Genomic DNA, 12,637 nt, shown 5'->3' with positions numbered 1-12,637 from the left:
ACAAGAGCTGCCGACCTCTACCCTTAAACTTGCTGGGAACAATTGCATGGCGGTTGCATTGGGACCCGACACGGTTGAGGACAAGTATAAACCTGGAAGAGATAGCCGCACGGCGCGGTCATTTGTTGATTTGATTACCGGACAAGTGGTGTATCGTGACGGCGCGCGGCTGGAGGGGCTGCCCACCATCTTCCGTCGAGATAACCAAAAGCAAAGTTATCCCGATCTTCGAAGATCTCGGAATAAAGCGTAATAAGAGAGTTTTAGATCGTAGTCTCAATGCCATCCCGACTTTGAAGCCGATTTCAAAAGCCCGCCCATACCCCTCCCCAATTTAGCTGCAATCCCCCGTTTAAACCCTTCTCCCATCACATCCATCCTGGCCCGGGAGAAAAGCCTCAATGTCGAAACTACGCGTCGCCGTTCTGTTTGGCGGTCAGTCCACCGAGCATGAGGTTTCCGTCATGTCGGCCCGCAATGTCGTCAAGGCGATCGATGGCGGGCGATATGAGATCGTGCCGATCCTGATCGGCCGCGGCGGGCGCTGGCTGCTGGTGGAGGAAAAGGGCGGCGTGCTGCCGGAGCCGATTGCCTATGAGGGCACGGAAGTCTGCCTGGTTCCGGGCGGCAAGGGCCGGCTCCTGGCGCTGGAAGGGGCTGGCGCACGCGAGCTGCCCGCGGTCGATGTGCTCTTTCCGGTGCTGCATGGGCTGAACGGCGAGGATGGCTCCATTCAGGGCCTTGCCCAGATCGTCGGGCTGCCCCTCGTCGGCTGCGGCATTCTCGGCTCGGCAAACGCGATCGACAAAGACATGGCAAAGCGCCTGCTGCGCGAGGCCGGCCTGCCGGTGGCCCGCTCCGTGACGCTTGTACGCGGCGGCAAGCCTGATTTCGATGAGATCGTGAGCGCGCTCGGCTCGCCCGTCTTCGTCAAGCCCACACGCCAAGGCTCCTCGGTCGGGGTCAGCAAGGTGCAGGATGCCGAAGCCTTCGAGACAGCGCTGGCCGAAGCCTTCCGGCATGACCGCAAGGTGCTGGTGGAGGAATTCGTGCGCGCCCGCGAGATCGAATATGCGGTGCTGGAGCAGCCGGACGGTACGCTCTTCGTTTCCGTGCCGGGCGAGATCGCCACGGCCGCGACTCACGGCTTCTATTCCTACGAGGCGAAATATCTCGATCAGCATGGCGCCGTCGTCACCGTGCCGGCGGATATTCCGGCCGAGACGGCAGAGATGATGAAGCGCATGGCGGCGGAGGGTTTTCGCGCACTCGGTTGCGAAGGGCTGGCGCGCGTCGATTTCTTCTTGGCGCCGGATCAGAGCGTGGTCATCAACGAGATCAACACCATGCCCGGCTTCACCAATATCAGCATGTATCCCAAGGCCATGGACGCCTCGGGCATTTCCTATCCGGAGCTTATCAGCCGCCTGATCGAGCACGGGCTGGCGCGGGCGCGGCAGGACTGATCGAGGCCATCCCGCCCGCCTGACATCAGACCTTTTCCTTTTTCCTTGTCCTCACCTTCGGCTCGACAGGCGCATCCGGCGCCGGCGCCAAAAGCTTTCTAAGCGAAGCGATCTTGTCCTTGACCAGCGGGCGGAAGCGGCTGGCGCGATAAGGCATGTCGGCGGCGCCATAACCTTCCGGGCCGTCGTCATTGCCGCGATGGATCTCCTCCAGCTTGACGCCGATGAAGGTGCCGTCGACATAATGCGTGTATTCGCCGACCCAGCGGATGGTGTAGATCGTCCCCTTGCGGATCAGCTGGTCGATGCTGACATGCTTGAATTTGTCGTCGATGCAGACGACCTTCTGGCCCACATGGAAATCGTAGCTCACCCTGCCCTCCTTGAAGCGACGAAACATCTGACCCTGCCGCTAGGACAGGAACATGGCCATATCTCGGCAAACCCGCTGCACTTCACTCTCCAGAACAAATCATCCGACGAGTCAAATTTATCGGCCGCTGAGAAAGGCCGCGTCCGCCGCCGGCGGCCTGCCGAACAATTTGCGGTATTCGCGCGTGAACTGCGTCTGGCTGTCATAGCCGACCTCAAATCCGATCTCCCGTGCGCTCTCCTCGCGGAGAAGCAGCCGGCGACGCGCTTCCTGCAGCCGGATGAGCGCCCGATACTGCAACGGCGTCATCAACGTCACGGCCTTGAAATGCCGATGCAGCGATGTGGGGCTCATTCCCGCCATGTCAGCCAGCTTGCCGATGCTCATGGCCTCGGCGAAGTGGTGTTTGATCCAGTCGGTGACGCGGCCGATCTGCGCCAGATTCGTTCCGTGCGTCGCAAGCTGCCGCAGCATCGATCCGAGTTCGCCGCGAAGCAGCCGGTAGTAGAGTTCAAGTCTTGCAAGCTTTGACATCATGTCGATGTCATCTGGCATGTTCAGGCAGGAAACGAGACGCAATGCGGCGCTCACGATTTCCGGCGTCTGCTGCGACACCGCAATTCCGGCGTGATCGTGAGGCTCCGTCATATGGCTCAGCGGAGTTTCCGCAAGAAGCGTTGCGATCTCCTCCCTGTCTAGCTCGAAGGACAGGGCCAGGTGCGGCGTGGCGGGATCAGCCCGTTCGATACGCGCAGACACCGGCAGATTGACTGTCGCGATGAAATATTGCGAGGAATCGACGCTGAAAACCCGCTCTCCGAGCCGGATCTCCTTCGTTCCCTGCAATACCATGCAAATCCTTGGGCTATAGACGGCGTCCGTCGGCAGTGTCGGCTGATCAACCCTGTAAAGCATCAGCCCTTGCACCTCGGTCGCCTGCTTTTGCGCGGCAGCGTGACGGCTGATCAGCTCTCGGAGCTGCGTCGATGGTTCCATAAATCCGGCTTTCGATGATGGCGGCATTTCCCGCGCATGATATCGCCAACAGGCAAAATTGGAAGGATCGTATGAAAGTCTGGTCCTTCTGCCCTAACGCCTGGGCGCTGACCGCTCCTAGATTTGCTGCATGCGATCCCTCGATAGGAAGGGCGCCAAAACATTCAAACAAGAGAGCTGAACATGAACGACACACCCGTATGGTTTATCACCGGATCGTCCACGGGCCTGGGATATGAGCTTGCAAAATCCGTACTCGAGCGAGGCTGGCGTGCCGTTGTGACGGCAAGGCGGCCCGAAGAGCTGCAAGCCCTTGTCGCCGAGCACGAGGGACGTACCCTGGCGCTCCGCGTCGATGTCACCGACAAGTCCACAATCCAGACGGCAGTAGCCGATTCCATTGCTGCCTTTGGCAGGATCGACGTGCTCGTCAACAATGCAGGCTATGGTTATCTCGCAGCCATCGAAGAAGGCGATGGGCGTGCGCAAGCAGTTTGAAACGAATCTGTTCGGCCTGATCGATGTCACCAAGGAAGTATTGCCCGGCATGCGCGCCCGCAGAAAGGGCCACATCGTCAACATCTCGTCGTTGGGCGGCCTGGTCGCATTCGCCGCGACGGGCTATTACCATGCGACGAAGTTTGCCGTGGAAGCGATCTCGGAATCCTTGTCCCATGAGGTTGCTCCACTTGGCTTGAAGGTGACGATCGTCGAGCCGGGTGCATTTCGCACCAACTGGGCCGGGAGCTCGATGGTCGAGTCGCCGATCAGGATCGACGACTATGCCGAAACGGCCGGAAAGCGACGCCAATCCACGAAGGCCTCTTCCGGCAACCAGCCAGGCGATCCCGCGCGTGCCGCAGCCGCAATCATAAAGGCGGTCGAGGCTGAGCTGCCACCGCTTCGCTTGCTGCTGGGCGCTCCGGCACTCGATATCGCCTACAAGCGTCTCGAAGCGCTCAAGGCGAATTTCGATGCCTGGAAGGATATTACTGTCAGCGCCGACTTCCCTGATTCTCGGAGAAGCTGACGCTAGGGTATAGCAAACTCCTTGTTGGCGATGCCCGGTTATCGGCTGCTGAGGCACCAAGCCGAATGTCGCGGCGCCGATCAATGAAACTGTGACAAAGCAACCGTTGACAAGCCCCATCGAAGGCTGAAAATTGCACTTTGTCCAAGCAGCCGTAAGGCCTTGCTTCCATATCCGATACCCGCAAGGCTCGTTGAGTTCATGCCCACCCTCCGCCTCATTGCCGATGACTTGACCGGCGCGCTCGATACCGCCGTCGAATTCGTCGGCGTCTACGGGCCAATCGACGTTGAGCGCAGCGACGCGCTTTCGGAGAACCTGCCGGATTGCCTCGCGATCGACAGCGGCACGCGCGAGAAGACCGCCGCCGAGGCGGAGGCGATCGTCGGCGGCATTGCGCCGCTGCTGGAGGGTGCCGATCTCGCCTTCAAGAAGGTGGATAGCCTGTTTCGCGGCCCTTGGGCGGTGGAGCTTGCGGCTTGCTTCCGGCTCGGCCACTGGCGACACTGCATTCTGGCGCCGGCCTTTCCGCATCACGGGCGGCACACGCGGGGCGGACGGCAGGTGCTTTATGCCGGCAAGGACGCATGGCGCGATGTCAGCGGGGATCTCGTCGCTCATTTGCGCGCCGAGGGATTGGCGGCCTTCAACACGACGCTCGAGCAGACCTCCGTCGACGGTGTTGAAAAGCTGCCCGTTCCGGATGGCATCCATGTTTTCGATGCGCATACGGACGAGGATCTGGATGCCATCATCGCGTGGGTATCGTCGCAGCTGAAGGGGCCGGTCCTCTGGAGCGGCACGGGCGGGCTGGCCCACGCTCTGGCGCGCAATATCGACCGGGCAACGCATCACCTGCCCCGCGCCCAAGAAAGCGCGGGTGAAAGACCGCCCGCATCCGCCGTCCCTATCTCGCGCAACCTGCAAAGACCGGTGCTCGGCCTGTTCGGCTCGGATCAGCCGATCACGCTGGCGCAACTCCAGGCCTGCGGCCCCTATTGGCTGAAACTTGCGGAAGGGGCGGATGCCGATGCCGTCGATCGCCTGATCCATCAGGGCGGCGTCGCCATGGTCAGCCTCGATTTGCCGGCGGGGCTTGATCGTGACGACGCGGCAAGGCGCATCGCGGCGACCTTCGGCGGCATGGCCAAGGCCCTGCCAGCCCCAGGCACCTTGATCGTCGCCGGCGGCGAGACCCTGCGCAATCTCTGTTCGGCGCTCGATGTGTCAGCCCTCAGCATCACCGGCCAGGCAGCGCCCGGCCTGCCCCGCTCGACGATCGTCGGCGGTCCTTGGGGAGGAACGACCGTCATCTCCAAATCAGGCGCCTTCGGCGGCCCGACGCTGTGGCGCGATCTCCTGAGTGAAAACGGGTTGATTGCCGGCGGAGAAGAACCATGATTCGGCATCTGGCGATCACCATGGGAGATCCCGCCGGCATCGGCCCGGAAATCATCGTCAAGGCTGCGGCGCGGCTAAAGGATCGGCTTGATCAAGGTAAGTTGAAGCTTACAATTATTGGCAGCGGTCCGGCCCTGCGTCTCGCCGAAAGGCAGCTCGGCCTCGACATCGAAATCCCTGCGGCTGAGATGGAGGGCGGCTGGCCGAACCTCTGCTTCATCCAGGCCGATGCAGAGGGAGAACCGATCCTGCCGGGCCGGCTTTCTGCAGACGGTGGACGCATGGCGTTCAAGGCGATCGAGAAGGGCGTTCAGCTGGCGCTATCGGGCAAGGTCGGCGGCATTGTCACCGCGCCACTCAACAAGGAAGCGCTGAACAAGGCCGGCTTCCATTATGCCGGCCATACCGAACTGCTGGCGGAGCTCACCGGCGCACGCGGCTCGGTGATGATGCTCGCCCATGGTAATATGCGCGTCAGCCATGTGACAACCCACGTCGCACTGGAGGATGTGCCGAAGCGCCTGACGCCAGAGCGGCTGCGGCTCGTCATCGACCTCACGCATAAGGCTCTCAAGAACCTCGGCATCGCCAGTCCGAAGATCGCGGTGGCGGCGCTCAATCCGCATGCGGGCGAAGGCGGGCTCTTCGGCCGGCAGGACATCGATATCTCCGCGCCGACCATCGCCAAGGCCGTGTCCGACGGGCTCGATATCGTTGGCCCCGTCCCCGGCGACACCGTCTTCGTCAAGCTGCGCGCCGGACAGTATGACGCCGTCATCGCCATGTATCACGATCAGGGGCATATCCCGGTCAAGCTGCTGGGTTTCGAGATCGACCCGGCGACGGGCAAATGGATGGATCTTTCCGGCGTCAACATCACCCTCGGCCTGCCGATCGTGCGCACCTCGGTCGATCACGGCACGGCCTTCGACATCGCCGGCCAGGGCATTGCCAATGAGCGCAGCCTGATCGAAGCGATCGAATTCGCGGAGAGGCTGGCGGCCGGCCGATAAGAGCCTTAAACCGCCGATGTCTCGCCAAAGAGCAGATCGGTGCGCTCGGCAAGCAGCGCAAGGAAGGCCTTCGTCCTCGCCGCGGGGCGCAATCCCGGTGGATAGATCGCATGGACATCCACTTGCCTGAATTCATGGGAAGGCAGCACGAGTACCAGCCTCCCTTCGGCGATCTCCCTACTACAGACAGCAGCGAACAATGCGCCTATCCCTCTTTCCGCCAGCACTGCCTCCATGAGCGGCCGCCAGTGATTGACGCGCCATGAGGTGCGGATCGGCGCTTCCACCGTCGCGCCGTCGGCGCCGATCAGTTGCAATCGCTCATCCGCCGCGAAACCGGCGACCCGGATGAATGGGTGTGCCGCAAGTTCTGCTGGTTCCCGCGGCTGCCCGTATCGTTCGACGTAGCCGGGAGCAGCCAGCATGAGCCGGCGCATCGTTCCCAGCCGGCGGGCGATGAAATTGCCACTGCCGATCTCGCCGGTATCGCCGGGATGGGTGGATACGCCGCTGCTCGACGGATTGATGGGCGAGGCCAAGCGGCAAGTCCTCGAACAAACCGCCTCGACCCTGCCCAGCCGCAATATTGGCAGGCCCGAAGATATCGCCCAGGCAATTCTCTTCCTGATGGCAAATCGCTTCGTGACAGGAGAAGTCTTGCATATCGATGGCGGCGGGCGTTTGGCCTAGCCACCCGGCAGCCGGCTATTCCGATCCGACTGCATTGGCATGCGCCCTCGTCCCGAAGGCGAGCAGGCTCAGCAAAGCGAGTGCCCAAACGCTCAGGGCACCGTAGAGCATTACCCAATCAAAGCCTTGGGTAAGCGCCGCGCGCGCGATCTCGCTCGAAAGTTTCGTTATGGGCTTGTCCACGACACTGGTGTTGCCGGCTGCTATGAGCTCTGCCAATCGAGGCAGCGAAGTCGCGTCGGGCAAAGCCGGAAGCGCGGTCTGCAGGTTTGCGAGAACTCCGCTCACGAGAACGAACCCCATCACGGCTATGTTGATGGCAAGCGAAATCATTCGCGCGCTCATGTCGATGCCCGAAGCCATGCCGGCCCGGTCGCTCGAAACGGAGCCCGTCGTCGTGTTCGTGACGGTGGTGTTCGTCACTCCAAGGCCGATGCCCGCGGCGAGTGCCCCGAGCAATGTTACCGGCAGGCTTGCCTCACCTGCGGCCGCGCCGAGCTTCATGACCAGGAAGCCGAACCCGATCGTGAACAGGCCGGCGGGAATGACAAGGCCGGGGCCGCGGCGAAGCAGAAGCCGTTCGGCAAACGGCGGCACGATCAATGTCGGCAGCGTATAGGCGAGCAAGGCAATACCGGCGGCCACCCCCTCCAAGCCAAGACCTGCTTCAAACCAGATGGGAATGTAGATCATGAAGGGCCAGAAGCTGAAATTCATCCCCATAGACCCGAAGATCGCGCCCGAGAAGCGCCTGATCCTGAAGACCGTAAAATCGAACATGGGGTGGCTTCTGGAAAGCTCGGTGACGATGAAGACCGTGAAGCTGACGACGGCAATAACAGTGACGATGAGCGAAACAGCATTGATAAATCCGAGCTGCGAGCCTTGCGTAATGTAAAAGACCAGGCAAAAGACCGCGGCCGATAGCGAAACGATGCCGGCAATATCGAGATGCCGAGCGTTGGGATCTCGTGTTTCCCGTACGCCGAAAATTGCCAGCAAAACCGTCAGGATCGTGATCAGGACGTGCACGAGAAACACCCATTCCCAGCCCATGAACGTGGTGATGCCGTTCCCGATGACTGGTCCGAAGCCGAGGCCGAAGCCGAAGACGATCCCCCACCAGCCAAAAGCCCTTGCACGCTCGCCGGCATCGCCATATTGCTGAGATAATACGGCAATCTGGGAGATTAGCATTGCGCCGCCGGTCGCACCTTGCAGCGCGCGTCCTGCGATGAGGATCGTGATGTTCGGTGCGATACCGCAGACGAGCGAGCTGACGCCGAAGGCAATCGTGCTCGCGACGAAGAGCCGCTTGCGGCCATAACGGTCGGCGAGCGTGCCGGCTGCCATCAGCACGGTCGCAACCGCCAGCGTATAGGCATTCATGGTCCATTGAAGCTGCTGGAAGTCGGCATGCAACGTCCGCTCCAGCGTCGGCAGTATTGCCGGGACGCTGGAGATTTCGAGACCGAACATCATCGATGAAAGACAGACGGCAGCCAACGCAAGCGCTGTGTTTCCGTGCCGGATATTTCTCATAATTTCGCCTTTCGACATGAAATCTTCGTCGATCGGCGATGGCCCGCCCAGGGCATCCGTGCCGCTGCTCGTGCATTCCGCAACACGAAGCGCCGTCGATCGTCAAACTGTATCCGGCACTTGATCATGTTTGAATGCTATGACTAACTATATCAGTGATAACAAATTTGGATTCATATGATGTCGCTCGATGTCGATGCCGTTCAGGTCTTTGTAGCCATTGCCGATTTCCAAAGCTTCACGCGCGCGGCGGAGGCGCTCGGCACTACGCAGGCCACAGTCAGCGTGAAGCTGAAACGGCTGGAGGAGCGCATCGGCGGGAAGCTGATCGAGCGAACGCCGCGCCATGTCCGTCTGTCGGCCCAGGGCGAAACATTCCTTCCCTCCGCACGGGAGTTTCTCGCCGCCCACGAACGTGCCGTCGCAGGGCTTTCCGTCGCACGCAGGCGCTTCAGGCTGGGAATTGCCAGCCATGTCATGGGGCCTGAAGTACCGACCTTGCTGGCGCGTCTGAAAGCGGTTGATCCGGCGCTCACCATAGAAGTGCGGCTGGACGTCTCCCGACCGCTGCTCGAGGCTTTCGAAGAGGGCAAGCTCGATGCGGTTATCATTCGCAGCGACGACGACAGGCGGGATGGGGAGATCCTCGGGCCTGAGCATTTCGGCTGGTTTGCCTCACCGGATTTCGAGCATCGGGCGGGAGAGCCCCTGCCACTGGCCGCCCTGTCTCCGACCTGCGCCGTGCGCGATATGGCAATCCGGCTGCTCGACCGATCCTCTATTCCGTGGACCGAGGTCTTCGTCGGCGGGACGGCGGCGATCGCGGCTGCCCTATCGGCCGGGCTAGCGGTTTCGCCGTTTCCGCGTCGCCTTGCTCCGAGCGATGTGATCGATGTCGGCGACATGCTTGGCCTGCCGCCGCTTCCATCCTTGTCGCTCGTGCTGCATTCCTCTTTGTCCGATCCGAAATCCAGGGACAGCCTGCGCGCCATCACTGCCGCCTTCCGTGAACATCGCAAGCCGAGCAAACAACTCTGCTTGCCTGCACAGCCTTGAAAGCATTTTTCAAATCCTCATTGTCGGAATCTCGCTCTTTCAAACGTTCTCTGGTTGCCTGGAGCCGGATGATTTCAGGTCTGTTCGACCTGAAATCTGAATCCGCTCCAGAATCAACGAGGTAGAGCATGATGTCGTCGGAAGGCCGCTCACGCCTTTCGGCATCATGTCCTGGCTGCGAAGAGAAGCCATCTGAAAGAGGAGCACCAATGTCCAAGATCGCCCCATGCCTGTGGTTTGCGCGAGAAGCGGAGGAAGCAGCAAATTTTTATGTTTCGCTCTTCCCGAATTCCCGTATCGATCATGTGCAGAAGAATATTATCGACACGCCCGCCGGCAAGCCCGACGAGGTCCTGGTCGTGACGTTCACGCTTGCCGGCCAGCGCTTCATGGCGCTGAACGGCGGCAACCGCATCGAGTTCAACCACGCGATCTCGCTGGAGGTGGATTGCGTCGATCAAGCGGAGGTCGACCGCCTCTGGGATGGCCTTACCGATGGCGGAGCGCCGGTGGAATGCGGCTGGGTAACGGACCGCTACGGCGTCTCCTGGCAGGTCGTGCCAGCCGTACTCAGCAAATACATCGCCGATCCGGACCCGGCCAAGGCGGCTCGCGTCATGCAGGCCTTGATGCAGATGGTCAAGCTCGATATTGCCGCCTGGAAGCCGCCTATCACGGTTGAACATCCTCATCATTCGGGCGGCGGTGCAATGCACGCCGCCCGAAGACGGCGCTAAATTTCGCTGCGATTTCAACGGTTCAGACCAATGCCCGCACCCGTAAGACTTGCGGCGGATCGATGCTTGGAATACCGTCCCATATGGGCTCGCCGAAGGCGGGTTTCCCGACGCCATGTCAAGCAATGGGACTGCCGCGGCTGTTCAGGCACGACTCGGCAGGAACGGTCGATTTCATGCAGCAGCAACGGAACCGTATCGACCTCACCGGACGTGACTACACGGCGATCTATGCGCTGAGCGATATCCACGGCTGCTACGACGAGATGGTCGAGGCTGAAAGGCGCATCGTCGAAGATGCCCGCAGCCTTGCCGGCCGGAAGCTGCTGATGTATCTCGGCGATTATGTCGATCGCGGCCCGCGCTCCGGCGACGTCCTTACCCATCTCTGCGCACCGCCGCCCGAAAGTTTCGACCGCCATGCGCTCTGCGGCAATCACGACGATGTCTTCCTGCACTTTCTGGACGATCCCGATGCCAATATCCATTGGCTGGAATTCGGCGCGCTGCCGACGCTCGCCTCCTATGGCATCGATGCCAGACATATGCTTTTCGACCTCGGCTACAGCATTGAAAAGCTGCGCGACACGGTGCTGGAGGCGATGCCGGCAGCGCATATCGATCTGTTGCGTTCACTCGCCGTAGCCGTCATTTTCGGCTCGACGCTTTTCGTCCATGCCGGCATCCAGCCGGGCATTGCGTTGAGCGAGCAGACGGACGAGGATCTGATGTGGATTCGCGAACCGTTTCTGTCGGGCGGACCGCAATTGCCGCTGCTGGTGATCCACGGTCACACGCCGAGTTCCCATCCGATTTTCGGTCTGAGCCGCATCGGCATCGATACGGCGGTTTCCATGGGCGGAACGCTCACGATTCTCAAAATCGCCGATGGCAAGCAGACGATTCTGCCGCTGATCTAGGGCAATTCCAGGAAAAGTGCGAAGCGGTTTTCCGTCCGGAATTGCGCAAAACAAAGGGATGGAGCGTTTTCGCGATTCGAAGAGAAGCGGAAAAGCTTTAGAGCAAATCATGTTTTGACGGAAACGTAGCCTGAGTTTGCGAAGTAGTTGGCGCATTCATCTGGTTTGATGGCGTCGGCGAGGTATCCGAGATGGCGCCAGGTGTCATCGATGGTTCGCTTTTGAGCTTGGCGCATCCAATGCTTGATCTTGGCGAAGGCTTGCTCGATCGGATTGAGGTCAGGAGAATATTTCGGCAGGAACCATAGTCTGGCGCCGGCTGCCTTGATGGCATCGCGGATGGCCTTGGCTTTGTGAGAGCCGAGATTGTCGAGGATGACGATGTCGCCGGGCTTCAGGGTGGGGATCAACTGCTGGCAGACATAGGCGCGGAAGCATTCGCCATTGATCGGGCCATCGAAGACGCAGGGTGCGGTCAGCCGATCGCACCGCAAGGCGCCGAGGAAGGTCAGGGTGCGCCAGCGACCGTGCGGGGCAAAGCCGCGCAGCCTCTTGCCCCTTGGCCCCCAGCCACGTAGCGGCGCCATGTTGGTGCGGATCCAGGTTTCGTCAATAAAGACGAGCCGCTTCGGATCGAAGCGGTTTTGCCAGGCCTTCCAGCGGGCTCTGCGCCGAGCAATGTCGGCGCGGCCCTGCTCAAGGGCGAACAGCGTTTTTTTTAAAGCTCAGGCCTTCGCGGCGCATGAACTGCCAGATGGCATTATGGGAGACGGTCACGCCGCGGGCGGCCAACTCATCCTTCAGCCGATGCAGTGTCAGATGGGATGTCTGTTCGATCTGCTCGACGATAAAGGCGCGGTGCGGCTCCAGCACCCGTCGGCGATGGCCGCCCATCTTGCCAGGCGACACGCTGCCGGTCGCCCGATAACGTTGTGACCACTTCACTACGGATGAGACGGCAATATCAAATCGCTCCGCCACCATCCGGCAGCTCTGCCCGGCTGTCACCGCAGCAACAACGCGCTCACGAAGATCATTCGAATAGGGTCGCGTCATGGATGCTGGCCTCCATTCCAGCATCCATCAGGAATCACAATTCCACCGATTTGGGAATCTGGAGGGTTATTTGAGGTCGCATGGGCGGTGCGGCGACTTCGGGCGACCTCATGTAAGCCGGATTGAACTAAGACGCGGGTTGTTTGACGCCGTTATGGGGAATTGAGAGCCAACCTGCCGGAGATGAAGGGCGACCGATCTCGTCCCGACTGCTTTGCGGGCGACACTGAGCCGGGGATGAGGCTTTCAAGGGCGGTTTGCCGAGGTCTTCGCTGACTTCGCTGCAATATTGGAAGGGATCCGCAGACTTTTGAGCTGGCTGAGGTCGAGCGATATCGTTCGCCGACGACGTGCTGA

13 protein-coding genes and 1 pseudogene are annotated in these 12,637 nt (G+C 60.8%); 9 read left to right on the top strand and 5 right to left on the bottom strand.

The annotated features are described in order from the left end of the window. Positions 1-46: 46 nt before the first annotated feature. The gene (locus tag Q4Q11_RS02580; protein WP_498568512.1) at positions 47-253 is read left to right on the top strand and encodes a hypothetical protein; all 207 of its coding nucleotides are present in this window, start codon (positions 47-49) and stop codon (positions 251-253) included. A gap of 148 nt (positions 254-401) precedes the next feature. Continuing rightward, positions 402-1,466, top strand: a complete 1,065-nt coding sequence (locus Q4Q11_RS02575) for a D-alanine--D-alanine ligase family protein (protein WP_498568511.1) — start codon at positions 402-404, stop codon at positions 1,464-1,466. 25 nt (positions 1,467-1,491) lie between these two features. Here the strand turns inward: Q4Q11_RS02575 and Q4Q11_RS02570 are convergent, their stop codons facing one another. Together Q4Q11_RS02570 and Q4Q11_RS02565 are read right to left on the bottom strand one after the other, a co-directional pair. Further along, entirely contained in the window at positions 1,492-1,839 is a 348-nt protein-coding gene (locus Q4Q11_RS02570; protein ID WP_113216557.1) for a CAP-Gly domain-containing protein, read from the bottom strand. Positions 1,840-1,956: 117 nt separating this feature from the next. Beyond that, entirely contained in the window at positions 1,957-2,835 is an 879-nt protein-coding gene (locus tag Q4Q11_RS02565) for an AraC family transcriptional regulator (RefSeq protein ID WP_498568510.1), read from the bottom strand. A 183-nt stretch (positions 2,836-3,018) separates the two neighbouring features. Here Q4Q11_RS02565 and Q4Q11_RS02560 point away from each other — a divergent pair. From Q4Q11_RS02560 to pdxA, 3 genes and pseudogenes are all read left to right on the top strand, one after another. After that, a pseudogene (locus Q4Q11_RS02560) lies at positions 3,019-3,865 on the top strand (oxidoreductase). A gap of 201 nt (positions 3,866-4,066) precedes the next feature. Next, a complete protein-coding gene (locus Q4Q11_RS02555) occupies positions 4,067-5,266 on the top strand; it encodes a four-carbon acid sugar kinase family protein (protein ID WP_498568509.1) in 1,200 nt (399 codons plus the stop codon). Beyond that, positions 5,263-6,279 (top strand): 4-hydroxythreonine-4-phosphate dehydrogenase PdxA, encoded by a 1,017-nt coding sequence (gene pdxA / locus Q4Q11_RS02550; RefSeq protein ID WP_498568508.1) that lies wholly within the window; start codon positions 5,263-5,265, stop codon positions 6,277-6,279. Before Q4Q11_RS02555 ends, pdxA begins: the two co-directional genes overlap by 4 nt. Before the next feature lie 5 nt (positions 6,280-6,284). On the opposite strand, the gene Q4Q11_RS02545 is transcribed toward pdxA, so the two are convergent. Continuing rightward, positions 6,285-6,818: a LysR substrate-binding domain-containing protein gene (locus Q4Q11_RS02545; protein WP_498568507.1), complete on the bottom strand. Its 534-nt coding sequence runs from the start codon at positions 6,816-6,818 to the stop codon at positions 6,285-6,287. Here Q4Q11_RS02545 and Q4Q11_RS02540 point away from each other — a divergent pair. Further along, positions 6,805-6,969 (top strand): SDR family oxidoreductase, encoded by a 165-nt coding sequence (locus Q4Q11_RS02540; RefSeq protein WP_498568506.1) that lies wholly within the window; start codon positions 6,805-6,807, stop codon positions 6,967-6,969. The genes Q4Q11_RS02545 and Q4Q11_RS02540 overlap by 14 nt on opposite strands. 15 nt (positions 6,970-6,984) lie before the next feature. On the opposite strand, the gene Q4Q11_RS02535 is transcribed toward Q4Q11_RS02540, so the two are convergent. Further along, positions 6,985-8,511, bottom strand: coding sequence for an MFS transporter (locus Q4Q11_RS02535; RefSeq protein ID WP_498568505.1), 1,527 nt, complete (start codon positions 8,509-8,511; stop codon positions 6,985-6,987). Between the two features lie 177 nt (positions 8,512-8,688). Here Q4Q11_RS02535 and Q4Q11_RS02530 point away from each other — a divergent pair, with 177 nt between their 5' ends. The 3 genes from Q4Q11_RS02530 (at position 8,689) to Q4Q11_RS02520 (ending at position 11,224) form a co-directional block, all read left to right on the top strand. Beyond that, positions 8,689-9,567 carry a LysR family transcriptional regulator gene (locus Q4Q11_RS02530; RefSeq protein WP_112502626.1) on the top strand — a complete coding sequence of 293 codons (879 nt, stop codon included), beginning with the start codon at positions 8,689-8,691 and terminating at the stop codon, positions 9,565-9,567. 209 nt (positions 9,568-9,776) lie between these two features. Next, positions 9,777-10,304 (top strand): VOC family protein, encoded by a 528-nt coding sequence (locus Q4Q11_RS02525; RefSeq protein WP_498568504.1) that lies wholly within the window; start codon positions 9,777-9,779, stop codon positions 10,302-10,304. A gap of 176 nt (positions 10,305-10,480) precedes the next feature. Next, positions 10,481-11,224, top strand: a complete 744-nt coding sequence (locus Q4Q11_RS02520; protein WP_498568503.1) for a metallophosphoesterase family protein — start codon at positions 10,481-10,483, stop codon at positions 11,222-11,224. A 107-nt stretch (positions 11,225-11,331) separates the two neighbouring features. On the opposite strand, the gene Q4Q11_RS02515 is transcribed toward Q4Q11_RS02520, so the two are convergent. Next, positions 11,332-12,280 (bottom strand): IS630 family transposase gene (locus Q4Q11_RS02515; protein WP_112512905.1). Its coding sequence is split into 2 segments (ribosomal slippage): positions 11,332-11,943 and positions 11,945-12,280, totalling 948 coding nucleotides; the frame shifts between segments, so codons are not numbered across the junction. Positions 12,281-12,637: the final 357 nt, after the last annotated feature.

This window comes from Rhizobium sp. UFLA01-1127, assembly GCF_059803845.1.
This window is presented reverse-complemented; position numbering and strand designations above follow the sequence as displayed.